This is a genomic window from Salinibacterium sp. NYA9b (assembly GCF_976973725.1).
The window spans coordinates 2,690,954-2,717,879 of record NZ_OZ333476.1; the positions used below are offsets into that span (position 1 = coordinate 2,690,954).

Genomic DNA, 26,926 nt, shown 5'->3' on the forward strand with positions numbered 1-26,926 from the left:
CAGGAATTTCAGCGAGAACTCTACGAAATATCACCCTGGCCAGGGATGTCGGCCTACGTTGCAGTCGCGCCGTCAATTGGCCTCGTGATCACCCACATAAATGGAGACTTATACGACTGGCGCAATCGAAGCGATGGCTGAAACTCAACCGATGGTTCTGGGGATTCTAGGTGGGATGGGCCCCGCAGCTACAGCAGATGTGTACTCAAAAATAATCGCGGCTCAAGCTCCGCCCTCAGATCAGGAGGGCATGACCGTGATCGTCTACGCAAATCCAAACATCCCCGATAGATCCGCAGCTCTCCTGAATTTGGGGCCATCGCCTATTTTAGAGCTTAGACGCGGAGCAGACGCACTATCGGGCATGGGCGCCACACATTTGGTCCTCGCCTGCAACACCGCCCACGCGTTTCTGGAAGGTGAAGAGAAGCTGGGCGGGTTGCCCATCATCAACATGACCACTTACGCGGTCGAAGAATGCATTGCCAAGACCGAAATCGGCGAAATGGTCGCGGTGCTCGGCACAGCAGGGTTGGCGAGATCTGCTCTATATGTGCGTGCCCTGCGCAGTCACGGAAGGTATGTTCTAGAAATCGAACCCGAGTTTCAAGAGCTAATAACACATCTTATTTACGGCATAAAAGCTTGTACAGATGTCCAACTCCTGCAGGGGATGTGGAATGAGATTGAGCGGTATCTCGAGCTGAAGGGCACAAAATGTGCGATTTTGGCCTGCACTGAGCTGCCGTTGATCGCTCGCGGCAGCGGTGGAACACTAATAGACCCGGCCAAGGCGGTGGCCAACGCTGTCTGGGCCTTGTTCCAGAGTGAATCCACCTCGAAGCTGCCATTCATACAGCGAACACCGCAGTGAGTTTGCAACGGCACCGGGTTCATCCGAAAGTTGGGCTTATCCAGAGTTCAGCGGCAATCGGACAGCCTGCGCGAAAGACAACTCGCAGGAAGACGATAGCGCTGATGCAGCGCTCGTTCGACAGCCCATATGCGCTGGAAGAAGAAAGCCCCGGCTGCCGACCACATGAGTGGGGCATCCGGGGCTTTCTTATGCTCGAGTGAGCGGGGTGCTTGCTAGAGCGCTGCGAGATTGTCGATGAAACGGTCACCGGGCGCTACGTCGACCGACTCTGCGTCGATCTCAGCGCGGCCGAGGAGTTCTTCCATCTTGCGACGACGGTTGCGCGGGATGAGCGTGACAACGGTTCCGACCTTGCCGGCACGACCGGTACGGCCAGCACGGTGCAGGTACGTCTTGTACTCCTCAGGAGCGTCAGCCTGAATAACGAGGCTGATGTCATCTACGTGGATGCCGCGGGCTGCAACGTCTGTCGCGACAAGCACGTTGACCTTGCCGCTCGTGAGCATCTGAAGGTTGCGGGTACGACGCGACTGGTTAAGGTCACCGTGAAGGCTCGTGGCTGGGGTTCCACCCATGCTCAAGAATTCAGCCATCTCTTCAGCAAACGCACGCGTGCGGGTGAAGACGAGAGTCTTGCCCGTGCCGGCGGAAAGCTGCTTGATGATCGCACGCTTGTCGCGCTGTTCGATGAGCAGAACCTTGTGGTCGATCGTGGAAGAAGCCTGGTCTTCACCAGCAACCTCGTGCACGGCCGGGTCAACCAAGAATTCCTTGACGAGAGTGGCAACACCCTTGTCGAGGGTTGCCGAGAACAGCAGCTTCTGGCCGCCCTCGCTGGTCTCACGCAGGATGCGCTGAACAGGCTCAAGGAACCCGAGGTCGCACATGTGGTCTGCTTCGTCGAGAACAGTAACCTTCACCTGGCTGAGGTCGAGACGACCCTGCTCGATGAGGTCTTCAACACGGCCGGGGGTCGCGATGATGACATCGACGCCACGGGTGAGAGCTGCAACCTGCTTGTACTGAGGAACACCACCCACGATGGTCGTGGTGAACAGACCAACGCTGCGAGCGATGGGCTGGATGGTGCGGTCGATCTGCTGAGCAAGCTCGCGGGTCGGGGCCAGGATGAGGGCGCGCGGCTTGCGGCCCATCTGACGGTCCTTGCCACCGTTGTTTTCCATGAGGCGCTCAACGAGAGGCGCACCGAAAGCAATGGTCTTGCCCGATCCGGTCTTTCCGCGGCCAAGAACATCCTTGCCGGCGAGAACGTCGGGGATGGTTGCTGCCTGGATGGGGAACGGCGACTCTGCACCCATGGATGCGAGCTGACGCGAAATGTTCGAACCGATGCCTAGGTCGATGAAGGACTTGCCTTCAACATCGCTGGCGGTAACGGTCTTGGCTACGAGACGCTCAAGTACAACGTCTTCTTGCTGCGAGTGCGACGACTTGCCATCGCGGGCCGGGTAGTAGGCGCTTTCGCGCGGCTCCGAACGCTGCGGACGATCGTTGCGGTCGTTGTACGACGGGCGCGAACCACGGTCGGGACGGTCGCCATACGCGGGACGCTCTGAACGCTGCGGGCGCTCGTTGTAGGCGGGACGCTCGGAACGCTCGGGGCGCGAACCACGGTCGGGACGGTCACCGTACGCGGGGCGCTCGGTGCGCTGAGCACGGTCGTTGTACGACGGACGCTCGGTGCGACCAGCGGATGCGCCACGGTCACCGTACGAGGGACGCTCAGTGCGGCCAGCGTTGCGGTCGTTGTACGACGGACGCTCGGTGCGGTCGTTGTAGGAGGGACGGCCACCGCGGTCGGGGCGGTCACCGTAGGAGGGACGCTCTGAACGGCCACCAGCATTGCGGTCGTTGTACGAGGGGCGCTCGTTACGGCCGCTCGAGTTGCGGTCGTTGTACGACGGGCGCTCGCTGCGACCGGCGTTGCCGCCACGGTCGGGGCGGTCACCATACGAAGGACGGTCATTGCTGCGCTGCGGGCGCTCGTTGCGGTCGTTGCGGTCGTTGTACGACGGACGTCCACCACGGTCAGGACGGTCGCCGTAAGACGGGCGATCGTTGCTACGCTGCGGGCGCTCGTTGCGGTCGCCATACGTGGGGCGTCCACCGCGCTCGGGGCGGTCACCCGACGAGGGACGATCGTTGCTGCGCTGGGGACGGTCGCCGTAGGCGCCACGTTCGTTGCGCTGCGGGCGGTCACCATACGAGGGGCGATCTCCGCGGCCGCCTGCCTCGGGGCGTCCACCACGGGCAGGCTTCTCGCGAGGAGTCCAGTCGGGGCGACGCTCGTCGCGTCCGCCACGAGCGGCTCCGGGCTTGCGGTCCCCGGTGCGAGCGGCACGGTCATCCGCGCTCCAGCGACGCTTGGGGGCATCGCCCTCATCGGCACGGAATCCGCGGTGACCTTCGCTGCGTGAACCGCCACGTTTGGGCGCTCCAGAGTTGAAGTTTTTGTTGCCACGACCAGTGGCAGGCTTATTGAAATTAGGCATTGTTCTTTCCGGGTTGTTCTTAGATGGAACACATCTAGTGCGTGGAGCACGCGCGCACGCCAACACTCACCATTTAGTTAGCGAGACGCCGATTGGTTAGAAACCGATTGGCTGTCTTCTAATTAGCTTGAGTATTCGTACGCTGCACTACTGAACCCGGGCAGTCTTTGACCGAGGCCGTCACATACATTCGTGTGATTGTCACCAGTTGGATGGACTGGCAAACCGGCCCGCAAGACTTACAAACCCATACGCGAGATTTCGCGCTGTCTTGAGCCGACTTGACTACGTTACTCGATCGAGCCCCTAATAGCGAGGGCCGAGCGGATGCCGGGGTCAAGCGACACAGCCGCTCGACCCCAGCGATCAATTACTCGACTGCGAGCGTCCAGGCGCCGTCAGCGCCTACCGTGATCGCCGACGGACCCGTGCTCAGTGCAACGGTGCCACTGTAGGAGCCGATTTCGTTAACGAGGAGGCCAAACGCGAACGCCTTGTCGGTTTCTTCAATAATGGAGAAGTTGCTGTCGCCCGAGTGGGTAGCCGTGAGCTTAGCTGCATCGCCGTTGTACAGGAACACTGCGTCGCCGGTGCCGGATTCGGCCAGCAGGGGGGCTGCCGAAACAGGAGCAATAAGCAACGACCACGCACCATCCGCCTTGATCTGAAGCGTAACGCCGTCTGAGAGCGCATTGAATCCATACGACGTTGTGCCCGCGTAGTCTCCGATCGTATTCACCAACAGTTCGCCAGTGCTCTCGTTATCTTCGTTGAGTACTGAGACTGCGAAGTTCGACGCTCCGGCATGTGTAGCGGTAACGATTCCTGCTGTCGCGCCGATAGGCAGGTCGACAATGCTGTCGCCCGTGCCAGTCTCGGTGATGGCTTCGAATGTGCCGAAGGCGTCATCCGCCCAGCCCTGCACTGCCGGTACTTCTGGTTCAGCAGCCTCTTCCTCAGCAGCGTCCGACTCTTCTACGTCAGCGCTCTCCGAAATAGCGCTCGTGTCACTCGAATCAGTTGTCTCGGCGTTGCCTCCGTTGAGGCTCGACGTGACGATCGAGAGAACGATGAGTGCGCCGGTAACGATCCAAGCAACCTTCTTGTTCTCGTTGTACCCGACAAGCGCATTGCCTGCCTTGTCGCGCTGAGCCCCGCTGAGCGTGAGGATGATGTCAACTAGGACCCAGATTCCTGCACCACCGAAAGTGATGAGCTTCAGAATTCCGGTACCGACTTTGCCGAGGTAGAAACGGTCGACGGCGAAGAAACCAAGCAGGAGAGCGAAAAGCCACGTGATGACAAACGACTTGCCAGCGATCGGAGGTACTGGGGGCGCAGTCGGAGCTGCAGGAGGTGCACTATCCGGAATGTCTTGCGCGTTCGATTCGGGTGTAGGTGTGGCGTCTGACATTGAGCCTCTTTCGTTCGGGTAATGAAGAGAAACGCGCGCACTGTGATTCACGCCGCGCACGTTGTTGTGCGCGCACGCCGAGGCACACGACAACTGGCCGAGTGATGAGTGATCTCATCTGGCCGGTATCGCCTAGACGCCCCCGCGTGGTTACTTACTCACCCTGTCGGACGGCACTGACATTTGTTCAATTGAACGAGCAGATCAGGCCAAGTGGTCTACCGGACGGCGTGAAACGCTAAGCGAATGCAGCGATGCGGTCGCGCGAGGCACGCAGGCAGATCCCAGCCCGCCCTCGCCCACGTCGGTGACTAAACGTTGTGGTCGTAGGGAAGATCGCCGTTGGGGCGCGGCTCGGGCGGAACTGTCTTTTCAGCACGAAGCTCAAGCCACTTGTGGTGATCGCGCATCGCCCGACCAACCGCCAGACGGATCAGCCAATAGACAAGCATGGCACCCACGACTATCGCCAAGAGCATCAGTGCGATTGCGAAAGGGAAGTACCCCATATTGCCGTACATGAGTTCTCCGATTCGGTCTGCAGAATGTCTTCCACAATAGTGAAAGAAATTCTGTTTCCCCACGGCAGCTGAACCGGCGTGGGGAAACTAGACCATTCAGGCATTACTCTGCGGTGGCAACCACCGGAGTCTCGCGACCGGCCTTCTTGGCCGCACGACGACTCTTGCGATCGGTGCCGGCTGCCTTCTTGTCTTCGCGACGTTCCTTGGCGCCCTCAACGAGGTAGTAGAGAACAGGAAGCACCACGAGGGTGAGAACTGTCGAGGAGACGAGTCCACCGATCACGATGATGGCGAGCGGCTGGGAGATGAATCCGCCCTGGCCGGTGACACCAATGCCCAGCGGAAGGAGCGCGAAGATCGTGGCCGCAGCGGTCATCAGGATGGGGCGAAGTCGACGCGATGCACCCTCGATGATGGCTTCGCGAGCGCGCATGCCCTTCACGCGGTACTGGTTGATGAGGTCGACGAGCACGATCGCGTTCGTCACGACGATACCGATGAGCATGAGCACACCGATGAGCGAAGCGACACCGAGCGGGATGCCCGAGATCACCTGAAGCGCAATGGCACCGGTTGCCGCGAAGGGCACCGACACCAGCAGCAGCAACGGCTGGCGCAGGCTCTTGAAGGTTGCCACCATTACGACGTACACGATGAGAATTGCGACCAGGAGCGCGAGGCCGAGCTGCTGGAACGCATCCGTCTGCTCCGTAGCGACACCGCCCAGTTCAGCCGAAGCGCCCGCGGGCAATTCTGCTTCATCAACAGCGGCAGCAACCAGGGCGGATGCCGTTCCCACGTCGTCACTGCTCGGCGTCACGCTCAGGGTCGCACTGCGTACGCCCTTAACCGAGGTGATGCTCGCGGGGCCGTCATCGACGGACACTGTGGCGACATCCGTCAGCGGGATGAGTCCGGTGGCACCCGGGATCTCGAAGTCTTCCAACTCTTCAATCGTGGTCGGCGCAAGGTCATTGAGAATGTAAATCGAGAGCGTCGATTCGTCGATGACGGCGCTACCGACCGCATTCGGGTTCATTGCACCGGTGACGATTCCGCCAACTGCAATTTCGCTCAGTCCGACCTTCGCGGCCTTGTCACGGTCAACAACGATCGAGATGAACGGCTGCTGTTCAGACAGGTTGCTCGTGGCTTCGGCGACGACGTCGAGGTCGCGCACCTGCTCGAGCAGGGCATCCGATGCTTCGCGCAGTTCAGAATCGCTGGTGGCGGTGAGGTTGATCTCGATGTCGCTCGAAGCGAAGCCGCTCGATGCCGCGGCAAGCGTGATCTCGCCCGCATCCTCGATGTCGGCAACAGCCTCGCGCACGTCTTCTTGCAGCTCGGTCTGATCAAGGTCGGGGTCGGTGGTGAGCGAGAATGCGTTCGCTCCGCTGCCGGTGAACGCGGCCCGCAGCGAGCCGCCGCTGGAACCGATGGAGAGCTGCACGGTCTCGATGCCGTCGAGGTCCATGAGAACCGCTTCAACCTTCTTGGCGGCTTCGTCACGAGCTTCGAGGCTTGCACCGAGTGGCAGCGACTGGTTGACGGTCAGAGTGTTCTGTCCGCTGTCGCCAATGAAGTTGGTCTTCATGAACGGCACGAGTGCCACGGTTCCACCGAGCAGGAGAACAGCAGTCATGAGCGTGGCAACGGGGCGCTTGAGCGTCCACTTGATTACGGGCAGGTAGCCACGCTGCAGGGCGTTGGTCTTCTCTTCCTGAGGCATACCCGCTGCGTGCGCGTGCTCGACAGCGTCTTCGGTGTGGCGCGGCACAGCCTTGTTGCCGAGGAACCAGTAGGCGAGCACCGGCACGATCGTGAGCGACACGAAGAGTGATGCGGCGAGCGCGATGGCGGTCGTCAACGCGAACGGGCGGAACAACTCTCCCGTGATGTCGCCGACAAGGGCCAGAGGCAAGAACACGGCAATGGTCGTCACGGTCGAAGCCGTGATGGCTCCCGCAACTTCCTTCACCGCGGTCTGGATGGCCTGAAGCTTCGGCTCCCCCATCGAGACGTGTCTCTTGATGTTCTCGATAACCACAATCGAGTCATCCACCACTCGACCAATCGAGATCGTGAGGGCTCCGAGGGTGATGATGTTGAGGGTGTAGCCCGAGACCTGCATACCGATAAAGGTGATGAGAACGGATGCCGGAATCGAGATCGCGGTCACCAGCGTCGATCGAATCGACAGCAAGAACACCAGAATCACGATCACGGCGAAGACGAGACCGAGCAGTCCCTCGGTGGTGAGGCTGTCGATTGATTCTTGGATGAAGGGGGCCTGGTCGAAGACAACCGTGAACTTGGTGTTGTTGCCGAGGGCACTCTCGAGGTCAGGGATCGCTTCGAGAACGGCTTGGGACACAGCGACGGTGTTGCCCGCGGGGCTCTTCGTGATCGCGATCGTGAGCGAAGGCTCACCGTCAACGCGCGAGATTCCGGTGGCGGGATCGTCGATGACGTCGACTGTCGCTACGTCTGAGATGGTGACGACGTCGGTGTTCGAACCGCCGAGCAACGGCAGTTCGGCAATGCCGTCTGCCGTCGTGATGCGCTGACCGGCCTGCACCGTGAGGGTCTGGCCATCTTCGGTGATCTCACCGGCCGGCAACAGCACGCCGTTGTCGTCGAGCGCAGAAATGATGTCCTGGTTGTTCAGACCGTTGAGGAACAGTTCGTCTTGGTCGGGAGTGATAACCAGGCGCTGAGTAGACGTGCCCAGCAGGCTTGCGTCACTGACGCCATCCAACTTATTGAGTTCAACGAGAGTGGATGCTTCGAGCTTGCTGGAGAGCTCGAGAGGGTCGAGGTCGCTCGAGACCGCGATCTGCACGACCGGAAGATCGGTGAAGTTGAAGGTGAACACTTGAGTGTCGGCGGAGTCGGGAAGCTGGCCAGAGATGCGGTTGATGGCGAGCTGAATCTTCTGCTCAGCAGTGGCGATGTTGGTGCCGTATGCGAAGGAAGCCGAAATGTTGGCGAAGTTCGAGTTCGAGGTTGCGGTCGTCGACTCAAGCCCCTCGACGCCCTGGATGGCTGCCTCAAGCGGGCCAGCCAAGTCCTTATCGACAACCGCCGGCGATGCGCCCGGGTAGGTAGAGACGATGAAGATCTGCGGCAGCGACAGCGACGGAATGAGTTCTTGCTTGAGCGATGTCAGCGCAACGCCACCGAAGATTCCGATGACAATTGTCACGAGGGCGATGAGCGCTCGGTTACGCAGGGAGAAGACAGAAAGCAGATGCACGAGGGAACTTTCGTTGCTGTTAAACGCGGGCGCGGTCGCAAAAACCACTTCTTGGTTAGGTCAATTCTCTCAGCACGCTGAGTATTCCGCGTACTCTCGCGAGATTACATCTGCGTTAAACCCGCAGCGCTGCAACCGCGGTCGGCGCGTTCTCCGCAGTGCGGCTTAGACGACGTTCGCGAATTCACTGCTCGCTGGCGAGAACGGATGCCGCATCACCGTCGACCACGCTGCGGCGAGCGCCGAGACGCCCTGTTCCAGGTCGGCGGCGCCCCCGCTGAAGGGGATGCGCAGGAAGCGTTCGAACGCGCCATCCATTCCGAAGCGTGGCCCGGCGGCAATCACAAGACCTTCGTTGCGGGCGGCGAGCACGAGCTGCGAGCTCACGGGTTGGCCGAGGCCGATCCACGCGGTCATTCCGCCGGGGGTATGCGGCACCTGCCAGGACGGCAGTTGCTCGGCGAGCAGAGCGGAGAGGTGCTCGCGGCCAGCGCGCAGGGAGGTGCGTCGAGCATCCAGAATCGACGGGAAAGTTTCGAGGATGTTGGTAACGACGAGTTGTTCGAGCAGGGGCGTGCCGAGGTCACCGGCGGAGCGAGCACGAACGAGTTGGCGGATGGTGGCGTGGTCGGCGCGGATCCAGCCTGTGCGCAAACCGCCCCACACTGTCTTGCCGACCGAACCCACGGAGATCGCGTTGCCGTGAGCGGCGAAGGGCAGTCGGATGCCGTTGCCATCCAAGTCGAGTTCGGCCATTGTCTCGTCGGCGATGACTGCGGTGCCGTGGCGTTCCGCGAGGGTCAGTATTTTTTCGCGCAACTCTTCGGGCATCGACTGACCGGTCGGGTTGTGGAAGTCAGGCATGAGGTACGCGAGCGAGGGGCTCGTGCGCTGGATAGCCTGCTCGACAGCGATGGCATCCCAGCCGGTTTCGGTCGAAACCCCCACAGGCACGAGTCGAGCACCAGCAGCCCGGAGCGCGTCGAGGGCGTGCGGGTAGCTCGGGTTTTCCATGAGGGCACGGTCACCGCGTGACATGAGGGTGCGAGAAATCAGCGCTATGGCGTGCTGGGCGCCGAGCGTCACCATGATTTGGTCGGGGCTCGTCGGCAGACCGCGGTCGGCATAGCGCTGGGCGATTGCCTCACGTAGCACCGGGATCCCTACCGGGTCGAAGCCCGACTCCCCCAGGTAGGCCGGCAGTTGTTCGGCAGCACGACGGGATGCCTCAATCACCTCGGGAGCGGCCGAAATGGTCGACTTGCTGAAATCGAGCATCTGCGGGGCCGCGGAATCAGGGATCAGGCTTGCGCGATGCGGCAACTGGGCAACACTGCCCGACCCCCGCGTGCTCTCGACGTAACCGCCCTCACGCAGCGCCGAATAGGCCGCCGTCACCGTGGTGCGGCTCACCCCGAGAGCGAGCGCCAACTCGCGCTCGGCTGGCAGGCGCGTCGAGGTCAGAATGCGGCCATCCATGATGAGAAGTCGGATGCGGTCAGAGACGGCCAGATAGGCAGCGTTCGATCCACTCGCACGCCACTCGCCCATCATCACGACCAATGCGCGGGCAGAAAGGCTATTCATGAGGCCAGAATACCGTGATTGGACTCTTGTTCCGAGTCCAATTCCGTAATTGGATACTTACATGACTCCCCGCCTCACCATGACACGACGAATCGTTCAGCTCGGCACCGGCCTCTTCCTCTACGGCTTCGCCATCGCGCTGATGATTCGTGCGGAGGTCGGGGTCGCCCCGTGGGACGTCCTCGGACAGGGCGTCTCGCTCAGCACTGGCATCCCCTTTGGCTTTGTCACCAACATCATTGGCCTCATCGTGTTGCTGCTGTGGATCCCGATCCGCCAGAAGCCCGGCATCGGAACCGTCTTCAACGTGGCGCTCGTCGGCCCCAGTGCCCAACTTGGATTGTGGATGCTGCCCGAGATTGAGGGACTTGCCCTGCGCATCCTCGTCTTCGTCGCTGGCCTGCTGCTGCTCGGAATCGCGACCGGCCTCTACCTCGGAGCACGCTTTGGGCCCGGCCCGCGCGATGGCCTGATGACCGGCATCCACCACCGCTATGGCGGCAAGATTTGGATCGTGCGCAGCAGTATCGAGCTCGTCGTGCTGACGATCGGTGCGATCCTCGGCGGCAACCTCGGCTGGGGCACGCTCGCGTTCGCGCTCTTGATCGGCCCGATTGTGCACTTCACGATTCCGCGCCTCATGGTGCCGGCCGCCGTCTCTGGCGAGAGCGTGGAGACGCCGGAACCGAGCCCCGACGTCACCGTTCCGTAGCGGCGCCGCACCCGCGCAGCACGAGCAACCGCCGCAACAGGCCGCAACCCGCCCGCGTGCGACAGATCAGCGGCGCGAACTAGCTCCAGCGTGTGGCCGCAAACGCAACCATGGCCGCGCGTACGAACTCGGCACCCGCCTGCCCTCCGTAGTTACGAGCGAAGCGGGGATCAGCGACATACAGGTCGGCAAGCCCGAGGTAATACTCCCGGGGCGGCCCCGCTTTTGCTTCGCTCGGAGTGCCGGGGATGCCGACAAGGCCCTCGAACTGACGCTGTGCGAGCACCTGAGCGGCGTCGCTCTCGGGGTCGTCGCCGCGCTCGGCAGCAGCGGCCCAGTCGGCCGCCAACTGTTTCTGGCGCGCGGTGAACTCGGCGCGTTCGGCGGCGCTCATTGCCTTCCACCAGGTGTTGCTCGCGGCGTAAGAGTCGGAACCCCAGCGCTGCTCCACTTCGTCTTTGTGAGCGGTGTGGTCGAATCCGTCGAACATTTCTTCAGCCATGAGTGGCTCTCCTTCTGCGAGTTTATGGATGGTGCTGGTCACCGAAGCAATGAGCCGATCGATGCGCTGCTTCTCACTTTCGAGCAGGCGCACATGGTCTCTGAGCGCGGCGGTGCCATCCCGCTGCCCGGCAAGAACCTCGGCAATGGCCGGAAGGCCGAGCCCGAGTTCGCGCAACAGCAGAATGCGCTGAAGGCGAGCGAGAGCATCCGCGTCGTAATAGCGGTAGCCGTTGGTGCCCACTCGGCTCGGTTTCAGCAGCCCGGTGTCGTCGTAGTGCCGCAGCGTGCGCGATGTCGTTCCGGTGATGCGGGCGACATCGTTGATCGAGCGGTCGGCGAGTGGTGGGGTGTCGTGGGCCATACCTCGACGGTAGAGGTTGACGCTACGTCAATGTCAAGCACGCGCCTTTTCCGGCGAACCGCACTATCCGAACAACCGGGCTATTCGGTGAATTTCACCGGTACGTAGACATCCTGTACCCGGTCGTTGAGCGCCGTGTGGTCGTTGCGGGTGAAAATGCCGCACTCGTTGGTGATGCAATCAGCGTCCTCGCCGAGCGGGTCACCGAGCTCGAGGTAGGCCGTAAAGGTGCCGGTGGCGGTGTCGTCATAACTGCGAGCGCCGAAGAGCCGCCACGCCCAATCGGCGTTGATCCAGTTGCTCGGGGCCCACTGCACGGTGCCTTCGGCCACGTTTTCTTGCTGCTGCGACGGCACTCCGCCGATGCAGGGCCCTGGCTTGTCTGCGGGTGTTTCTGGGATGACGCACACGGCAACGTACACACCCTGCGTGCCGTCGTAGCCGGTTCCCGTCACGACCACCCGTTCGTCACGAACGAGTGCTTCGGTGTCGATGGGTTCGCCGTTTTCACCGGCGAGGCTGAGCGTGCGGGTGCGACCGTCATCCCCCTCGGCGGTGACCGAGAGCGGCCATTCTCCATCGACGAGCTGCTGGCTCGACTGGCCCGCGCTCTCGTGCGTGAGAATCGGCACGACGATGATGGCGATGGGCACGAGCAACACCACAACTACGGCGAGCACGATCCACGGCCAACGGCGGCGGATCGCAGCAGTTCGGGTCATGGCTTCAGTCTAGGACTGCGCGCGTGGCACAGGTCCGCGCCCGGTTGCCATAAGGTGACTGGTAGGCAGTACAGCCCCCAGAACTGGCATCTGAAAGGCAGCGCATGATCCGTGAACTCGCTGCCGTTGCCGTTGGCGGTGCTATCGGCACCGGAATGCGGTTCGCTCTCGATCTTGCCTTTGCCACCGACGATGGGCTGTTTCCCCTCTCAACTCTGATCGCCAATATCGTCGGCAGTTTCGTGCTGGCGCTCGTCGTCGCCGAGCTATGGACACCCGCTCCGGTCTGGGCCCGCGCCGGCTTAGGCGCCGGTCTTCTCGGTTCCTTCACGACGTTCTCCGCTTTGGCCGTCGCCGTCGTGCAACTCATTGGTGCCGACCAGCTCATCCCCGCCCTCATTTACCTCGCGGCCACCTTGGTGCTCGGACTCGCCGCAGCCGCACTGGGCCTGCGCCTCGGTTTCGCTCGCGCACGCCGCCCTGACCTGGTGAACGAATGACCGCGGGCGTGGTGTTTGCGATCCTGGGCGCCGGAGCCGCCGGGGCCGTCTTGCGCTACCTCACCGCACGCGCGTTTGTTCCGAACAAGCGGTTCCCGTGGGCCGTGCTCGTCGTCAACGTCATCGGCTCTGCCCTCGGCGGCACCTTGGCTGGCATGGCGCACATTGGCACGATCGACCCTAACCTCGAGCTCGTGCTGCTCACCGGACTCTGCGGTGGACTCACCACCTTCAGTACTCTCAGCGTTGAAACAATGCAGATCGCCACTATGAAGCGACTCCAGACCGCCGTCGCTAGCGTTGCCGCCAACCTCGTGCTCGGCATCGGCGTCGCCGCCGCGACCTACTTCGGCCTCATCGCGCTCGCGACTTAGCCTCGTCGTTTGGCTGCGTCGCCAGTGGGGTTTACCTCGCCGCTGAGACGGCGCGAACGGCTTCCACGAAAGCTCGGATGAGGGCCGGATCTTTCACTCCGCGACTCACCTCGACGCCGCTTGAGACGTCAACACCACCCGGCTGCATGATGCCGACAAGCTCCGCCACATTCTGCGGGGTGAGGCCGCCGGCCAGAATCCAGAAGTCGTCAGGCGCAGCATCCGACAGCAGGCTGGGGTCGAACGCTGCTCCCCCACCCGGCGTAACCGCGTCGATCAACAACCGGTCGTCGGCGCGCAATGCTCCGTCACGACTGAGCCGGCGGTAATCATCAATCGACAGCGCGCGGATGGTGCCGAAGCCTTCTGCCCGCAGCCGGTCAAATTCTGCCTCAGTTTCATCACCGTGCAACTGCACTGTTGCGACACCGGCAGCGCGCGCGGTGCGGAGCACCGTATCGATCGACTGGTTGCGAAAAACGCCCACCGTTTCCAACGCGGACGGAAGGCCCGCGATGAGGGAACGCGCGTGCTCGGCGCTGACCTCACGAGGACTGCCGGGAGCGAAGACGAACCCGATCGCGTCAGCGCCGCTGTCGGCGACCGCCGCTGCGGCATCCGCAGTGCTGATGCCGCAGATTTTGACGAAGAGGCGAGTCACTTCGACGCTGCTCCGGAGGATGCTCCCGGCGATGCCAGCACGAGGGCCGCGGAGGCGTGACCGCCCACGCACGCTTTCTGCAGGTCGCGGCTAGCCAAGTACGACGTCAGGAATCCCGCAGCGAAGGCATCACCGGCGCCGGTGAGGTCTCGGACCTCGGGAACCGGTGGCACCGCAACCGTCAGCGGCTCCCGACCAGGCTCGTGAACGAGGGTGGGATCCGCGCCCGCTTTCGTCACGATGATGGTCTTCGCGAGTCGAGCAGCGACAGCACCCGGCTGCCCGTCGATGACGACTCCGAGACACTCCATTTCGCTGGCGTTGCCGATCAAGAAGTCGGGGCTGAGGTCAGCCATGAGATCAAGGAAACGGTCGATGCCGTACTGGGCGAGCATCCCGGTGGAGGAGACGTCGATCGACACGAGAATCCCGCGCTGCTTGGCACGACGAATCACATCAATCACGGTTTCGCCAACGGGCGCTCCGTTGAAGGAATAGGCCGAGACGTGCAGCAGCTCGAGGCCGTCGAGCCACTCATCCGGAACCTCATCGAGCATTGTTGCTGCCGCCCGGTTCGGCACCATGCTGCGTTCGCCGTCTTGGTCGATCAGGATGATGACGGTGCCGGTGACGTGTTTGCGCTGCACGCGTACGTCAACACCTTCCGCCTCGAGACCCTCAACAAGCAGGGTGCCGAGGTGGTCGTTGCCGACACAGCCGATGAAGCGCGTGGGGCCGAGGCGGCCGGCGAAGCTGGCAACGTTCGCTCCGCTACCGCCGCGGGTGTGGAAGATCTCCGCCGCCGTATCGGTGCCATGCCTCAGCGGTTCAGCCAGCCAGACGACCACGTCTTCAACGAGGTCGCCGATGATTCCGAGCACGTGTCGACTGCCGCTAGCGCGTGAGCGCCGTGGCGACGAGTCCACCGAGCGAGACGTTGCCGCGGTAGACCTCGACGTTGACGTCGAGGCTGACGCCCTTGGTGTCCTTCTGGATGAAGTCGAGCAGGAACGGGGTTGAGGCATTTCCGCTGATGCCCTGCTTGTCGGCTTCGGCCCAGGCCCGAGCAAGGATGTCGTCGAGCTGCTCCGGAGGAAGCTGCTTGTCGGCGGCGACGGGGTTGGCCAGCAATACCGACTGCGGGAGTCCGAGTTCATCGCGGGCGGTGACAACGGCGGCGACCTCTTCGGGAGTGTCGACCGAGTACCCAATGCTGAAGCCTGAATCGGTGACATAGAAGCCCGGGTACTTGGTGGTGCCGTAGCCGATGACGGGGATGTTGAGGGTCTCGAAGCGTTCGAGCGTTGCGGGGATGTCGAGAATCGACTTCACTCCGGCGCTGATGACCAGGATCGGGATTTGCGCGAGCGTGGTCATGTCAGCGGACTCGTCGAAGGTTTCGGAGGCACCGTGGTGAACGCCACCGAGACCGCCGGTGGAGAAGACCTGGACGCCTGCGTGGTGCGCGAGGAACGCGGTTGCTGCGACGGTGGTGCCACCGTGGATGCCGAGGGCGCGCACGACAGGAAGGTCGCGAAGGCTGGCCTTGGCAATATTGTCAGTGTTGGAAAGTTCAGTGATCTGTTCGGTGCTGAGGCCGACAGTCGGCACACCGTTGAAGACACCGATCGTGGCGGGCGTGACGCCCTGCGCGCGAAGACCGGCTTCGGCTTCAAGAGCAACATCGAGGTTGCGCGGGCGAGGAAGCCCGTGGGTGAAGATTGTGGATTCGAGAGCGACAACGGGGCGGTTTTCACGCACAGCGTCTTGCACTTCTTGGGAAACGTGGATGACGGGTTCAGACATAGTCAATCTCTTTCTTCGCTGTGCTTCTTCACTGATGCTCGGCCGGAGGCGTACCTCTCTCCCCACCGTAACCAGTCGATTACCAAGAATCCAGAAAGAGTCACGAGAGTTTCGATAGGTTTAACCTATGCAAATCACACTGCGGCAAGTGGAGATCTTTGTCGCCGTTGCCGAGTTCGGGCATTTCGGTCGCGCAGCCGAAGCGCTCCACATCTCTCAACCGACGGTGAGCCAAGAAGTCAGTCGGCTGGAACGCGCTCTCGACATCGCACTGCTCGATCGGTCTGGGCGATCGGCCACGCTCACCGCGGCAGGCGAGGCGATGGCCCTTGAGGGTAAAAGTTTGCTCGCTCACGCAACTCAGGTCGTGCTCGATGTGAAGCTGCACGAGCCGAGCCGCCTGCGCACCGTGCGCGTCGTTGCCTCGCCGAGCGTCGTGAACCGGCTGCTCCCCGCCGTGATCAGCAAAGCGGAGCAGTCCCTGGCCTCGACTCGCATCGAAGACATTCCTGTAGACACCGGAGGAGTGTCGGCCCACCTCGTCGCCGAACAGGCCGATGTCGGGCTTGGCCGCTTCCTTGACGACCTCGACGGCTACAGCGTTGAGGTGCTCGCCGAAGAACAAGTCTTTGTCGCGATCAGCCGCAAACACCCCCTGGCGGATGCCGCCCACCTCGAACTCCCGGAGCTCGGCGATCTTCCCCTGTTGCTGTGGCCGCGCGAACAGAATCCCGCCTACTTCGACTACTTGCTCGAGATTTGCACCTCGCGTGGGCTGAGCCCGCTGCTTCTGGTGAGCCCGCCCCGAATCGTGGGTTCGCGGCTCTATCTACTCTCGGAGTCGCGCGCATTCTCGCTCGTCTCCGCCGCCCTCATCGGCCACCTGCCCGAGGATCTCGTTGCCATTCCGCTGGCCCGGCCGGCAACTCTGCCCCTCGAAATGCAATGGCGCACGAGCGACAGCCGGCCCCAGCTTGCCGCACTTCGCGCACTGATTCGCGATGTGGCATCCGCCGGCTAGCGATGCCAGCGTTCCCGACAGCTCGCGGTTGCGAAAGCGCTAGCGCCCGTTCTTCATGGCTTGAATCTTGCTGAGCGTGGCGATGGCTTGGCGGGCGATCATCCGCCCCGCACGGTTGGCACCAATCGTGGATGCCTGCGGCCCGTACCCGGCGAAGAAGACACGGGGGTCTTTCCAGGCGACGCCCTGCCCGACGGCCACGCCGCCCTCTTTCTCGCGCAGTTTCAGCGGAGCAAGGTGGCGCAGTTCTGGGCGGAATCCGGTGGACCAGATGATGGCATCCGCCTGTTGGAAGGCACCGTCTTTCCAGCGCACCCCACCGGGTTCGATGCTGGAGAACATGGGCCGCGGCGTCAAAACGCCCCGCTCAATTCCGGCTTGGATGCGGCGGGTGCGCGGAACGCCCGTGCCACTGACGATGCTGGGGAGGGCTCGGCCTGCCCGCGCCGCCTCATCCTGCACCAGCACAGCTTCTTTGCGCGCTTCAAGGTTGAGGCCACCGTCTTCGAGGAAGTCGATGGGGCGGCGGCTCACCCAGGTGAGATTGCTGGCGATGTTTTCGAGTTCGAGCAGGAACCCGATCGCTGACGTTCCTCCGCCGACCACGACAACACTCTGGTCGGTGAATTCGCGGGCGCTGCGGTATTCGCTCGTGTGAAGGTGGCGGCCCTCAAACGACTTGAGCCCCGGGTACCACGGAATAAACGGTGCACCCCAGGTGCCCGTGGCGTTGATGACGAGCATGGTGCTGACAGTTTTGGTTTCTTCGCCATCGAGGGTGAAAGTGACGTTCAAATGTTCGCCGAGGTTATCGACGGCGATGACATCCGCATTGCGCACGACCTGAAGGCCGTAGTGCTCTTCGTAGGCGCGGTAGTAGTCGGCGACAACTTTCTTGGCCGGCATGTGTTTGTCGGCGGTCTCAAAGCTGAGCCCCAGCTCGTCGAGGCCGGGAAGATCATTGATGCGGTGGGCGGAACCAATGCGCAACGCTTCCCAACGGAATTGCCACGCGCCCCCCGTATTGGGGCCGCGGTCGAGGAGCACAAAGTCGTTGCCGGGGTCGAGGCCAAGTCGCCGCAAATAGTAGGCAACAGAGAGGCCCGCTTGGCCAGCACCAATAACGACAACAGAGGTGTCGGTTTCAGTGGTGGATGTCACGGGCTAACGTTACCCGTGAACACCCCACCTGTGCACCGCCCACGAAGACCTTTCTGTCCATCGTGCTAAACTTCAGGTTAGTTTTCATCCATCCCTGTTCGCTCGTTCGCTGGCCACCGTCAGTGCACCGGGACAGAAGCATGAGGGGGTCTCGAATGGGACGCGGCCGTCAAAAGGCAAAGCACACCAAGGTTGCTCGGGATTTGAAGTACTTCAGCCCAGACACCAACTATGGTGCACTCGCTCGCGAGTTGAGCGGGTCAGAAAGCGCTGCTCCGGTGTCGGAAGACAGCGAAAAGTGGCCGGAGTACTCCGCTGGTAGTTCATACAGCGACGAATACGACGTTGAAGAAGATGACGAGGACGACGAGGAAACTCGTAGCGCCTAATAACGCACCTTCTGCACACAAGGCGAGCACCAGACCCTCCGGGGTCGGATGCTCGCTTCGTGCGTTAACGCGGTGCCGGGCTAGCGCTCGCGCGACCACTCCACGAGAGTCGGCACAGCGTCTTCGGCAAAGCGCTCATAGTCGTCGGCAGTGTTGTAGGCGTGCGCCGAAAGCCGCAGATAGCCGGTGTCACGGAAGCTCGTGACTTGGGTTTCGAATCCGAGTTCGTCCGTGATGCGTTGGCGAACAGCTTGCGCATCGTCATGGCTTGCGCCGAGAGCGCCGGGGAGCCGCAAGAGGCGCATTCCCGGAGCGGGGGCTGCGACATCCACTCGCGACTCTTCACCAGACGCAGCATCAAGCGCATCGGCGACAACGTCGGTCGAGTAGTCGAGCAGTGACTCGATGTAGCCACGAATGGAATCCCAGCCGATGCGGGCTTCGAGCCCCGTGATGGCGTCGACGCTAGCGAGGTACGGCGTGTAGTCGAATGTGCCCTGGTGGTCGAATCGACCGGGGAAGGGCTCATCCATTCCCCAGGAATCGATTACCGGGTACAGGTTTTTGGCGAACTTCTTTTCGGCCACGAGCACTGCGCTGCCCCGAAAACCGCAGGCAAATTTGTGCAAATTGCCAACCCAGGCGGATGCCGCAATGCCCTCGGCCGGGCGGTGCTGAATTCCCGGGGCGTGGGCTGCATCCACGAGCAGAGGAACCCCGTGCTTCGTGGCCAACTCGGCGAGCGCCGCGACCGGGAACTCGCGCGCGGTGGCGGAGGTTGACGCGTCGATGATGAGGCCAGCAGGCTTCTTGGCGAGTGCTTTGCCGAGAACCGTAAGGATCTGCTCGGGCGTGGCATCGAGTTCGATGGGCACGGTGCGCAGTTTGGCTCCGCGCTGGCGGGCCTCGCGACGAGCCGAGAACGCGACCGCTCCGTAGGCGTGGTCGGTGATGAGCAGCTCGTCACCGGCGTTGAGCATGAGGGCGCGGATGGCGGCCGTCATTCCGGCGCTGGCGTTAGGGACGAAACCGAAACGGTCGGCATCTACCCCAAGGAAATCGGCAAGACCTTCGCGGGCCTGAGCAAGGCGCTCGGGTGCGGCCATGAACCAACGCTGCGGTGCGCTCTCGGTTTCTTGGAGGTAGGCGAGGCGACGCAGTTGGGCAAAGACGGGGACCGCACCGAAGGAGCCGTGGTTGATGTGGCGCCAGCGGGAGTTCAGACTCCACAGTGCGGCGGCCGGGGAACCATCGCGGGTCAGCAGCGGTTCGGGGCGTTGTGTGCCGTCTACCTGATCTGCGTCGTCGTGGCCGTCATCCGAGTCAGCTTCGTTCACGGTCACGACGTCGTCGCCGTCGTGCTGCTCGTCCACGGGGGTGGGTACTTCTTCGGGTTCTGCTGATTGCACGTCGTTGTCGACGTCAACCGAGTTATCGGGCTGCTTAGTTGCCATAGCGCCCATTCAAGCGCACGGCACGACCATTCGCCTTCGTGGCACCCGGTCACTCACAAAATGAGGTTGCGCTTCGTCTCCTGTCGACGACATCGCGAGCAGTTAGTTCGCGTACGAACCACTCAGGCGCACAGCGCCACCGTTGACGCCCTTGGCTCCCTGTTCGAAGCCAGAAAGATCATGGGCGGCCATCGAAACACGACCGACTTCCCACGAGGGGATGCCGTCGGCGGTGAGTGCGGCGATTGTCGCGTCGGCAGCATCCGCCGCCACAATCGCGATCATGCCGATGCCGAGGTTCCAGGTTCCTTCGGCACTTTCGAGGCTGGAACCAGCCAGGTCAGACAGCACGCGGAATACGGTGGGCGGCGACCAGGTCGAGCGTTCGACCTCAACCCACGAGCCGACAGGCAGCACGCGCGCGAGGTTGGCGGCGATGCCACCACCGGTGACGTGGCTGAGCGAGTGCACGGCGCCGGGCTGGGCGTCGAGCAGGTTGAGCAGCGGCATTGTGTAGAGGCGGGTCGGCTCGAGGAGCACTTCGCCGACGACTCCGCCGAGTTCGTTGAGGTGGTCGCTGTAACCGACCTTGTTGTTGGCCAGAATGTGGCGAACAAGCGAGAAACCGTTGGAGTGGATGCCCGAGGACTCCATCGCGATCACAACATCGCCATCGGCAACAAGGTGTGGGCCAAGCTGCGATCCGGCTTCAACCACGCCGGTTGCCGCACCGGCAACGTCGTAGTCGTCTGGGCCGAGAAGACCGGGGTGTTCTGCCGTTTCGCCGCCGACGAGCGCAGTACCGGTAGCCGAGCATCCACGAGCAATACCGGCAACGATGTCGGCGATACGCGAGGGAACGACCTTGCCGCACGCGATGTAGTCGGTCATGAAGAGGGGCTTGGCGCCCACGACGATGATGTCGTCAACAACCATGCCGACGAGGTCTTGGCCGATGGTGTCGTGCTTGTCGAGAGCCTGAGCGATCGCAACCTTCGTGCCCACGCCATCCGTCGATGTCGCCATCAGCGGGTGCTTGTAGTCCTTGAAGAACGAGGCGTCATAGAGGCCAGCGAAACCGCCAAAACCTCCGACCACGTTGGGCCCATGAGTGGCACTGACGGCCGCCTTCATGAGTTCGACGGCGCGGTCACCAGCAGCGGTATCGACACCGGCTGCGGCATAGCTGGAAGAAGAGTTCTCGGTCACGGCTCAAGCGTACCGGTCTGCGGGTTTTACACGCAGCAGCACCCCCGCTTCCCCGCAGCAACAGCACTGCCAGATGTGAGAAGCTAGACCGTACTCACACCGGGTACGCGCTCTACGACCTCAGGGAGCCACGCGAAAGCATGTGCGGCATTGTCGGTATCGTCTCTTCTCAGCCCGTCAACCAGCAGGTCTATGACGCCCTGCTGCTCCTGCAGCACCGCGGTCAAGACTCCACAGGAATCGCCACCGCCGACGGCAGCACTCTGCACTTGCAGAAAGCCAACGGGCAAGTGCGCGAGGCATACCGCACTCGCGACATGCGCAACCTTGTCGGCACGTCCGGCCTCGGCCACGTGCGCTACGCCACCAAAGGCAACGCTTTCAATGAAAATGAAGCCCAGCCGTTCTATGTGAACGCGCCCTACGGCATCATCCTTGTTCACAACGGCAACTTGACGAACACGCAGCAGCTCACCGATGAGCTGTTCCGCATCGACCGTCGCCACCTCAACACCACGAGCGACACTGAACTGCTCGTCAACGTGTTGGCCAACGAACTTCAAGAGCAGGTGTCGGGGCTCGACCTCGACCCCGAGCAAGTTTTCACCGCCATCGAGCGCGTGCACGACCGCGTTGAGGGCTCCTACGCCGCGATCGCGCTGATCGCTGGTCACGGCTTGCTCGCGTTCCGCGACCCCTACGGCATCCGCCCCTTAGTTTTGGGCCGCCGTCAAACTGGTCTCGTCGGCTACGAGTGGATCGTGGCATCCGAATCTCTCGTGCTGGAAAGCGCCGGATACGAACTGGTGCGGGATGTTGCCCCCGGCGAAGCGATCTTCATTACGCCCGACGGCGAAATGTTCTCCAAGCAGTGCGCCAAAGCACCAGTGCTGATTCCGTGCTCGTTCGAATACGTATACCTGGCCCGACCGGACTCGATCATGAACGGCATCTCCGTTTATGAAGCTCGCCTGCGCTTGGGCGACAAACTGGCCGACACCATCTCGAAGTTCACCCCCATGGGCGACATCGACGTTGTGATGCCCATCCCCGACTCCTCGCGCCCCGCCGCAATGCAGGTCGCCCAGAAGCTTGGCGTCGAATACCGCGAAGGTTTCTACAAGAACCGCTACGTTGGCCGCACCTTCATCATGCCCGGCCAGGCCGAGCGCAAGAAGAGCGTCAAGCAGAAGCTGAACGCCATGGGCACCGAGTTCAAGGGCAAGAACATCCTGATCGTGGATGACTCCATCGTGCGTGGCACCACCTCGAAAGAGATCGTGCAGATGGCTCGTGAAGCCGGCGCCAACAAGGTCACCTTCACCTCCGCTGCACCTCCCGTGCGCTACCCACACGTGTACGGCATCAACATGCCGACGCGCGCTGAACTCGTTGCCCACGGGCGCAAGATTCCCGAGATCGCTCTGGAGATGGGCGCTGACGCTCTCATCTACCAAGAGGTCGCCGACATGCAGGCCGCAATCACTGAAGGATCCGACGTCTCAGCTCTCGAAATGAGCTGCTTCACGGGCGAATACGTTTCGGGCAACATCACGCCCGAATACCTCGACTGGCTTGAGCTCACGCAACTGAGCTAGCGCAGCGCGTTTCTCGGGGTGAACTTCCGCGGGGTGCAGCTCGTTGTTACTCGAGCGTGCCCTCGTACACTTCTGGCTCCGAGATCTCGTGCTCGGCCGTGCCGGTCTTGGCCCGACGGCGCGAGGAACGGTCGACGATGAGCGCCACGAGAGCTCCGACGGCAACACCGGCAGGAATACCAAAGAGGCTGAAGTAGCCAAAGAGAGCCCCGAATCCGACCGAAGGGTCAGCGGGGAACGACATCGTGAGAATGAACGTGGCGGCGGCACCGAGCCCACCACCGACAATCATGAACGCGCCGTACTTAGGCGCACGGCGAATGCTCACGCCCGTTGATTCGACCGTGGTCTTCATCGCAGGCTGCTGCGGGGCGGATGCCGCGGGCTCGTGTTCTGGCGTAATACTCACGGCACTATTCTCTCCCACACAACTGGGAGGTATTCGCTGAGGTCGGCACGCGACCCTGAGGCGCTGATGTCGCCGGAGTCGAGGGCTTCGGCCCACTCTCGTGTTCCCGTGGCAAGGGCAATCCAGGTCGCGGCATCCATCTCAACAACATTGGGCGGGGTGCCGCGCGTGTGGTTGGGGCCTTCGATGGCTTGAACGGCACCGAACGGCGGCACTCGCACTTCAACCGAGTTGCCTTCGGCATTCTTCGCGAGCACCTGCAAGAGGTAGCGCACTGCGGTTGCGGTGGCGTCGCGGTCTGCTCTACCGTCGCGCACCATCCGGATGCTCGCTTCACCAGCAATGGGGGCTATTTTCAGCTGTGCCATGCCTTAACGCTAACAACTGTGGCTGTGGGCTTGGTTAGGCTGTGCTTGTGCGAATTCTTGTTCTTGGATCCGGTGCCCGCGAGCACGCCATTGTGACGTCACTTCTCAGTGAGGAGGAGACGCACGAAATCACGGCTGCGCCCGGCAATGCCGGTATCGCATCGGTCGTGGAGACGGTCGCGCTTGACCCCACTCGGGGAAGCGTTGTTACCGAATACGCCCTCGACAATGACATCGAACTGGTCATCATCGGGCCCGAGGCTCCCCTGGTTGAGGGCGTCGCTGATGCTCTTCGCCGCCGCGGTATCGCCGTGTTCGGCCCGGGCAAGGCTGCCGCCGCTCTTGAAGGCAGCAAGACTTTTGCCAAGCGCATCATGGATGCCGCCAACGTGCCCACCGGTCGCGCCCACCGCGCCGGCTCGCTCGACGAAGCTACTGAGGCTCTCGACGAGTTCGGCGCTCCGTACGTCGTGAAGGCCGACGGCCTCGCTGCCGGCAAGGGCGTTCTCGTCACGGGCGACCGCAACGCCGCCGTTGATCACGCCAAGCACTGGCTCACCTACGGCAGCGTTCTCGTCGAGGAATACCTCGCCGGCGAAGAGGTCTCCCTCTTCCTGCTGAGTGATGGCCACAACGTTGTTCCGCTCTCACCCGCGCAGGACTACAAGCGCGCCTACGACGGTGACGACGGACCCAACACGGGCGGCATGGGCGCCTATTCGCCGCTCACCTGGCTCCCCGACGGCTTCGTTGAGGAGGTCATTGACACCATCGCGCTGCCCACGGTCCGCCAGCTCGCCGAAGAACAGACGCCATTTATCGGACTCCTCTACTGTGGGCTCATTGTCACTCGGGACGGCATCCGCGTCATCGAATTCAACGCTCGCTTCGGTGACCCCGAGACGCAAGTTGTGCTCCCCCGCTTGGTCACCCCGCTCAGCTCGCTGCTCTACGCCGCAGCAACTGGCGGCCTTGCCGACCACGCAGCGCCCATCTTCAGCGACGACGTTGCCGTGACGGTTGTTCTCGCGAGCGAGGGCTACCCCGAGAACCCCAAGATCGGTCGCCCGATTACCGGACTGGATGCCGCCCTCGCCGTTCCCGGAATCACCATCGCCCACGCGGCCACCGCCAAAAAGGGTGACGAGTTTGTCGCCACCGGCGGACGCGTGCTCAGCGTTGTCGCGACCGGCGAGACCTTCGCCGTCGCCCGCGAACGTGCCTATGAAGCGCTCGGGCACATTCACCTTGAGGGCTCACACTTCCGCAGCGACATCGCTTTGCGCGTCGCGAAATGAGCGACGTTGTGAACGACGCTGCTGGGGCGGATGCTGCTGCCGGTGCTGACTCTGCTGCTGGGGCGTGGACGCTGACGTATTCCGGCAAGGTCCGTGACCTGTATGTGCGCGCCGACGAGCCACAGCTTGTGCTCATGGTTGCCAGTGATCGCGTGAGTGCGTTTGACCATGTGCTGGAGCCGGGCATCCCGAGCAAAGGGGCGCTGCTGACGCAACTGAGCAAGTGGTGGTTCGAGCAGCTCGCTGACATGCCGAACCATTTGGCGGATGCCGCTGACGTTGATGCGCCTGCTGAGCTTGCTGACCGCTCGATGATCGTGAAGCGCCTGGAGATGTATCCGGTGGAGTGTGTTGTTCGCGGCTACCTGTCGGGCAGTGGCTGGCTCGAATATCAGGAGTCGCAGAGCGTGTGCGGCATTGCGCTGCCGGCTGGTTTGAGCGATGGCGACCGCCTGCCCGAACCGATCTACACCCCGGCGTGGAAAGCGCCGATGGGTGAGCACGACGAGAACATCAGCTTTGAGCGCACCGTCGAACTCGTGGGTACTGAGGTTGCGACGGCGCTTCGGGATGCTTCGCTCGACATCTTTGCCCGGGCCTCCGCCATCGCCGAAACTCGTGGCGTGATTCTCGCTGACACCAAGTTCGAGTTCGGAGCCGACCCGGAGACCGGTGCTCTCGTGCTGGCCGACGAGGTTCTGACAAGTGACTCGAGCCGTTACTGGGATGCCGAACTCTATGCCGCCGGCGGCCCCGGTCGTCTAGCGAGCTTCGACAAGCAGATCGTGCGCAACTGGCTCACCGCCCACTGGGACAAGCAGGGCGTACCGCCCGAGCTTCCCGCTGACATCGTGGAGCAGACTGCGGCGCGCTATCGCGAACTGATTGAGCGGCTTACCGCGTAGTTGAGCGATACTGACGATAAAGTCGGGCCATGGGCAAACTCTTCGACAGCATTGACGACAGCCTGAAAACGTGGGTCGAAGCGCAACCATTGTGGTTCGTTTCTACCGCCCCGCTCTCAACGGACGGCCACGTGAACATGTCACCGCGCGGCCACGATTCGTTCTCGGTGCTGGGCCCCAATTCGGTGGGGTGGGTCGACTACACGGGCAGTGGAGTCGAGACTATTGCGCACCTGCGGGAAAACGGCCGCGTCTGCCTCATGTTCCTGTCATTCGAGGAGCGGCCCCGCATCGTGCGGTTTCATGGCACGGGCTCCGTCCATCTACCCGGCGATGCGACCTTTGACGATGTCGTGGCCCGTCATCCAGAACATCCCAGCACCCGTGCCGTAATCACTGTCGACGTCACGAGAATTAGCGACTCCTGTGGATGGGGAGTGCCCCTCATGCAGATGACCGGCGAACGCGATCTTCTTCGACTGCAAGCAGAGAAAAAGGGGCCGGCAGGACTGGCTGATTATCGCGCTGAGAAAAACACTCTGAGTATTGATGGGCTTCCTGGGCTTACCTCCTAGGCGCTCGCGCCCACGACGTTGAGCTTCAACGAGGCCCGTTGGCGTGATCGGAGTTCGCCACGATCATCGCAAGGAGGAACAGCGGATTATGCGGAAGGCGCTGATCTAGCCGTGAAATGAAGCAGGCCCCTGATCCCTCAGGGGCCGCGCCCGGTAGCCGAAGCATCCGGGTGGTTGTGTCTCGATGTTAGCCCGCTCGGCTACCCCGCGCGAGTCTTAGAGAGTAGGCAACCGCAGCACCATGGTGTCCGATTCACCGGAGCGGCCGACCGCCTGAAACCCGAGCCGCGAGTACAGAGCGAGGGCGTGGTTGCCGTCTTCCACGCTCAGGCTGATGCCGGGCACGCCTCTCGCTGCGGCTTCCGCGATGAGTTGCTCAAGAAGCGCCGAGCCGATTCCTTGCCCGCGAAATCCCTCGAACGTCGTGATGCTCAGCTCGGGGGTGGCCTCATCGACGAAACCGTAGCCGGGATGCTCTGCGGGGAAGAAGACTAGCCAAGCGACTGCGCGGGCGACACCGTCAGTCTCGTCCAGCATCCCGAAGTCGTCTTCTCGAGGGAAGTCGGAATAGTAGTGCGCGAGGTCCTTGGACTGATCGAGATCGTCGAAGGTGAAACGTGGCCCGCACCAATTCATGTTGGCCAACGTTGCCTGCCGGAGAAGGGGTCGATCAGATTCGGTGAGCAAGCGAGTCGCCATGCGCCAATCCTAAGGCTGGTTGAGTTCCC

Annotated in this window: 26 protein-coding genes; 10 read left to right on the plus strand and 16 right to left on the minus strand. The window is 62.4% G+C overall.

The annotated features are described in order from the left end of the window. Positions 1–100: 100 nt before the first annotated feature. A complete protein-coding gene (locus tag ACWFSR_RS12920; protein ID WP_447522553.1) occupies positions 101–874 on the plus strand; it encodes an aspartate/glutamate racemase family protein in 774 nt (257 codons plus the stop codon). 215 nt (positions 875–1,089) lie between these two features. Here the strand turns inward: ACWFSR_RS12920 and ACWFSR_RS12925 are convergent, their stop codons facing one another. From ACWFSR_RS12925 to yczR, 5 genes are all read right to left on the minus strand, one after another. After that, positions 1,090–3,390, minus strand: coding sequence for a DEAD/DEAH box helicase (locus ACWFSR_RS12925; protein WP_447522554.1), 2,301 nt, complete (start codon positions 3,388–3,390; stop codon positions 1,090–1,092). Between the two features lie 370 nt (positions 3,391–3,760). Beyond that, positions 3,761–4,804 carry a TM2 domain-containing protein gene (locus tag ACWFSR_RS12930; protein WP_447522555.1) on the minus strand — a complete coding sequence of 348 codons (1,044 nt, stop codon included), beginning with the start codon at positions 4,802–4,804 and terminating at the stop codon, positions 3,761–3,763. A 311-nt stretch (positions 4,805–5,115) separates the two neighbouring features. Then, positions 5,116–5,325 (minus strand): hypothetical protein, encoded by a 210-nt coding sequence (locus tag ACWFSR_RS12935; protein WP_447522556.1) that lies wholly within the window; start codon positions 5,323–5,325, stop codon positions 5,116–5,118. A 103-nt stretch (positions 5,326–5,428) separates the two neighbouring features. After that, positions 5,429–8,584, minus strand: coding sequence for an efflux RND transporter permease subunit (locus ACWFSR_RS12940; RefSeq protein WP_197106614.1), 3,156 nt, complete (start codon positions 8,582–8,584; stop codon positions 5,429–5,431). Between the two features lie 165 nt (positions 8,585–8,749). After that, positions 8,750–10,171 (minus strand): MocR-like transcription factor YczR, encoded by a 1,422-nt coding sequence (gene yczR / locus ACWFSR_RS12945; RefSeq protein WP_197106615.1) that lies wholly within the window; start codon positions 10,169–10,171, stop codon positions 8,750–8,752. Positions 10,172–10,232: 61 nt separating this feature from the next. Between yczR and yczE the strand changes: the two genes are divergently transcribed. Then, a complete protein-coding gene (gene yczE / locus ACWFSR_RS12950; RefSeq protein ID WP_197106616.1) occupies positions 10,233–10,883 on the plus strand; it encodes a membrane protein YczE in 651 nt (216 codons plus the stop codon). A 79-nt stretch (positions 10,884–10,962) separates the two neighbouring features. Here yczE and ACWFSR_RS12955 read toward each other — a convergent pair whose 3' ends face one another. Together ACWFSR_RS12955 and ACWFSR_RS12960 are read right to left on the minus strand one after the other, a co-directional pair. Next, entirely contained in the window at positions 10,963–11,748 is a 786-nt protein-coding gene (locus tag ACWFSR_RS12955) for a MerR family transcriptional regulator (RefSeq protein ID WP_447522557.1), read from the minus strand. An 80-nt stretch (positions 11,749–11,828) separates the two neighbouring features. Next, on the minus strand, positions 11,829–12,470 hold the full coding sequence (locus ACWFSR_RS12960; RefSeq protein ID WP_447522558.1) for a hypothetical protein: 642 nt from the start codon (positions 12,468–12,470) through the stop codon (positions 11,829–11,831). 104 nt (positions 12,471–12,574) lie between these two features. Here ACWFSR_RS12960 and ACWFSR_RS12965 point away from each other — a divergent pair, with 104 nt between their 5' ends. Both ACWFSR_RS12965 and ACWFSR_RS12970 read left to right on the plus strand, forming a co-directional pair. After that, the gene (locus tag ACWFSR_RS12965) at positions 12,575–12,970 is read left to right on the plus strand and encodes a fluoride efflux transporter FluC (protein ID WP_447522559.1); all 396 of its coding nucleotides are present in this window, start codon (positions 12,575–12,577) and stop codon (positions 12,968–12,970) included. After that, complete coding sequence (locus ACWFSR_RS12970; RefSeq protein ID WP_197106620.1) at positions 12,967–13,344, plus strand: fluoride efflux transporter FluC; 378 nt, start codon at positions 12,967–12,969, stop codon at positions 13,342–13,344. The genes ACWFSR_RS12965 and ACWFSR_RS12970 overlap by 4 nt, the downstream gene beginning before the upstream one ends. Before the next feature lie 31 nt (positions 13,345–13,375). On the opposite strand, the gene ACWFSR_RS12975 is transcribed toward ACWFSR_RS12970, so the two are convergent. Genes ACWFSR_RS12975 through ACWFSR_RS12985 form a run of 3 tightly spaced genes read right to left on the minus strand, consistent with a single transcriptional unit; the run spans position 13,376 to position 15,811 of the window. Continuing rightward, positions 13,376–14,005: a phosphoribosylanthranilate isomerase gene (locus tag ACWFSR_RS12975; protein ID WP_447522560.1), complete on the minus strand. Its 630-nt coding sequence runs from the start codon at positions 14,003–14,005 to the stop codon at positions 13,376–13,378. Beyond that, a complete protein-coding gene (locus tag ACWFSR_RS12980; protein ID WP_447522561.1) occupies positions 14,002–14,886 on the minus strand; it encodes a carbohydrate kinase family protein in 885 nt (294 codons plus the stop codon). The genes ACWFSR_RS12975 and ACWFSR_RS12980 overlap by 4 nt, the downstream gene beginning before the upstream one ends. 13 nt (positions 14,887–14,899) lie before the next feature. Further along, on the minus strand, positions 14,900–15,811 hold the full coding sequence (locus ACWFSR_RS12985; RefSeq protein ID WP_447522562.1) for a pseudouridine-5'-phosphate glycosidase: 912 nt from the start codon (positions 15,809–15,811) through the stop codon (positions 14,900–14,902). A 127-nt stretch (positions 15,812–15,938) separates the two neighbouring features. On the opposite strand from ACWFSR_RS12985, the gene ACWFSR_RS12990 reads away from it, so the two are divergent. Next, complete coding sequence (locus ACWFSR_RS12990) at positions 15,939–16,832, plus strand: LysR family transcriptional regulator (RefSeq protein WP_447522563.1); 894 nt, start codon at positions 15,939–15,941, stop codon at positions 16,830–16,832. Between the two features lie 39 nt (positions 16,833–16,871). Here ACWFSR_RS12990 and ACWFSR_RS12995 read toward each other — a convergent pair whose 3' ends face one another. Next, positions 16,872–17,993 carry an NAD(P)-binding domain-containing protein gene (locus ACWFSR_RS12995; RefSeq protein ID WP_197106625.1) on the minus strand — a complete coding sequence of 374 codons (1,122 nt, stop codon included), beginning with the start codon at positions 17,991–17,993 and terminating at the stop codon, positions 16,872–16,874. A 155-nt stretch (positions 17,994–18,148) separates the two neighbouring features. On the opposite strand from ACWFSR_RS12995, the gene ACWFSR_RS13000 reads away from it, so the two are divergent. Further along, entirely contained in the window at positions 18,149–18,382 is a 234-nt protein-coding gene (locus ACWFSR_RS13000) for a DUF3073 domain-containing protein (protein WP_197106626.1), read from the plus strand. A gap of 80 nt (positions 18,383–18,462) precedes the next feature. Here ACWFSR_RS13000 and ACWFSR_RS13005 read toward each other — a convergent pair whose 3' ends face one another. Further along, entirely contained in the window at positions 18,463–19,836 is a 1,374-nt protein-coding gene (locus ACWFSR_RS13005) for an aminotransferase class V-fold PLP-dependent enzyme (protein ID WP_447522564.1), read from the minus strand. A gap of 102 nt (positions 19,837–19,938) precedes the next feature. Beyond that, positions 19,939–21,045: a phosphoribosylformylglycinamidine cyclo-ligase gene (purM, locus tag ACWFSR_RS13010; protein ID WP_197106628.1), complete on the minus strand. Its 1,107-nt coding sequence runs from the start codon at positions 21,043–21,045 to the stop codon at positions 19,939–19,941. 140 nt (positions 21,046–21,185) lie between these two features. Between purM and purF the strand changes: the two genes are divergently transcribed. After that, entirely contained in the window at positions 21,186–22,643 is a 1,458-nt protein-coding gene (gene purF / locus ACWFSR_RS13015; protein ID WP_197106629.1) for an amidophosphoribosyltransferase, read from the plus strand. Between the two features lie 46 nt (positions 22,644–22,689). Here the strand turns inward: purF and ACWFSR_RS13020 are convergent, their stop codons facing one another. Both ACWFSR_RS13020 and ACWFSR_RS13025 read right to left on the minus strand, forming a co-directional pair. Continuing rightward, positions 22,690–23,052, minus strand: a complete 363-nt coding sequence (locus tag ACWFSR_RS13020) for a hypothetical protein (RefSeq protein ID WP_447522565.1) — start codon at positions 23,050–23,052, stop codon at positions 22,690–22,692. Next, the gene (locus ACWFSR_RS13025; protein WP_197106631.1) at positions 23,049–23,420 is read right to left on the minus strand and encodes a sterol carrier family protein; all 372 of its coding nucleotides are present in this window, start codon (positions 23,418–23,420) and stop codon (positions 23,049–23,051) included. The genes ACWFSR_RS13020 and ACWFSR_RS13025 overlap by 4 nt, the downstream gene beginning before the upstream one ends. A gap of 47 nt (positions 23,421–23,467) precedes the next feature. Here ACWFSR_RS13025 and purD point away from each other — a divergent pair, with 47 nt between their 5' ends. From purD to ACWFSR_RS13040, 3 genes are read left to right on the plus strand one after another with little or no spacing between them, the layout of a single operon-like run. Next, positions 23,468–24,718, plus strand: coding sequence for a phosphoribosylamine--glycine ligase (gene purD / locus ACWFSR_RS13030; protein WP_447522566.1), 1,251 nt, complete (start codon positions 23,468–23,470; stop codon positions 24,716–24,718). Next, positions 24,715–25,623 carry a phosphoribosylaminoimidazolesuccinocarboxamide synthase gene (locus ACWFSR_RS13035; RefSeq protein ID WP_447522567.1) on the plus strand — a complete coding sequence of 303 codons (909 nt, stop codon included), beginning with the start codon at positions 24,715–24,717 and terminating at the stop codon, positions 25,621–25,623. The genes purD and ACWFSR_RS13035 overlap by 4 nt, the downstream gene beginning before the upstream one ends. 29 nt (positions 25,624–25,652) lie before the next feature. After that, complete coding sequence (locus ACWFSR_RS13040; protein ID WP_447522568.1) at positions 25,653–26,198, plus strand: pyridoxamine 5'-phosphate oxidase family protein; 546 nt, start codon at positions 25,653–25,655, stop codon at positions 26,196–26,198. 216 nt (positions 26,199–26,414) lie between these two features. Here ACWFSR_RS13040 and ACWFSR_RS13045 read toward each other — a convergent pair whose 3' ends face one another. Beyond that, positions 26,415–26,897 carry an N-acetyltransferase family protein gene (locus ACWFSR_RS13045; RefSeq protein ID WP_447522569.1) on the minus strand — a complete coding sequence of 161 codons (483 nt, stop codon included), beginning with the start codon at positions 26,895–26,897 and terminating at the stop codon, positions 26,415–26,417. Positions 26,898–26,926: the final 29 nt, after the last annotated feature.

What these genes read in the sequence shown, in the direction of transcription:
- ACWFSR_RS12955 (WP_447522557.1), bottom strand. Translation starts at nt 11,748, where the DNA reads ATGGCCCACGACACCCCACCACTCGCCGACCGCTCGATCAACGATGTC.
- ACWFSR_RS12960 (WP_447522558.1), bottom strand. Translation starts at nt 12,470, where the DNA reads ATGACCCGAACTGCTGCGATCCGCCGCCGTTGGCCGTGGATCGTGCTC.
- ACWFSR_RS13025 (WP_197106631.1), bottom strand. Translation starts at nt 23,420, where the DNA reads ATGGCACAGCTGAAAATAGCCCCCATTGCTGGTGAAGCGAGCATCCGG.
- ACWFSR_RS13040 (WP_447522568.1), top strand. Translation starts at nt 25,653, where the DNA reads ATGGGCAAACTCTTCGACAGCATTGACGACAGCCTGAAAACGTGGGTC.
- yczE (WP_197106616.1), top strand. Translation starts at nt 10,233, where the DNA reads ATGACTCCCCGCCTCACCATGACACGACGAATCGTTCAGCTCGGCACC.
- ACWFSR_RS12990 (WP_447522563.1), top strand. Translation starts at nt 15,939, where the DNA reads ATGCAAATCACACTGCGGCAAGTGGAGATCTTTGTCGCCGTTGCCGAG.
- ACWFSR_RS12985 (WP_447522562.1), bottom strand. Translation starts at nt 15,811, where the DNA reads ATGTCTGAACCCGTCATCCACGTTTCCCAAGAAGTGCAAGACGCTGTG.
- purF (WP_197106629.1), top strand. Translation starts at nt 21,186, where the DNA reads ATGTGCGGCATTGTCGGTATCGTCTCTTCTCAGCCCGTCAACCAGCAG.
- ACWFSR_RS13035 (WP_447522567.1), top strand. Translation starts at nt 24,715, where the DNA reads ATGAGCGACGTTGTGAACGACGCTGCTGGGGCGGATGCTGCTGCCGGT.
- ACWFSR_RS12965 (WP_447522559.1), top strand. Translation starts at nt 12,575, where the DNA reads ATGATCCGTGAACTCGCTGCCGTTGCCGTTGGCGGTGCTATCGGCACC.
- ACWFSR_RS13045 (WP_447522569.1), bottom strand. Translation starts at nt 26,897, where the DNA reads ATGGCGACTCGCTTGCTCACCGAATCTGATCGACCCCTTCTCCGGCAG.
- yczR (WP_197106615.1), bottom strand. Translation starts at nt 10,171, where the DNA reads ATGAATAGCCTTTCTGCCCGCGCATTGGTCGTGATGATGGGCGAGTGG.
- ACWFSR_RS13005 (WP_447522564.1), bottom strand. Translation starts at nt 19,836, where the DNA reads ATGGCAACTAAGCAGCCCGATAACTCGGTTGACGTCGACAACGACGTG.
- ACWFSR_RS12935 (WP_447522556.1), bottom strand. Translation starts at nt 5,325, where the DNA reads ATGTACGGCAATATGGGGTACTTCCCTTTCGCAATCGCACTGATGCTC.
- ACWFSR_RS12925 (WP_447522554.1), bottom strand. Translation starts at nt 3,390, where the DNA reads ATGCCTAATTTCAATAAGCCTGCCACTGGTCGTGGCAACAAAAACTTC.
- ACWFSR_RS12970 (WP_197106620.1), top strand. Translation starts at nt 12,967, where the DNA reads ATGACCGCGGGCGTGGTGTTTGCGATCCTGGGCGCCGGAGCCGCCGGG.
- ACWFSR_RS12920 (WP_447522553.1), top strand. Translation starts at nt 101, where the DNA reads ATGGAGACTTATACGACTGGCGCAATCGAAGCGATGGCTGAAACTCAA.
- ACWFSR_RS12930 (WP_447522555.1), bottom strand. Translation starts at nt 4,804, where the DNA reads ATGTCAGACGCCACACCTACACCCGAATCGAACGCGCAAGACATTCCG.
- ACWFSR_RS13000 (WP_197106626.1), top strand. Translation starts at nt 18,149, where the DNA reads ATGGGACGCGGCCGTCAAAAGGCAAAGCACACCAAGGTTGCTCGGGAT.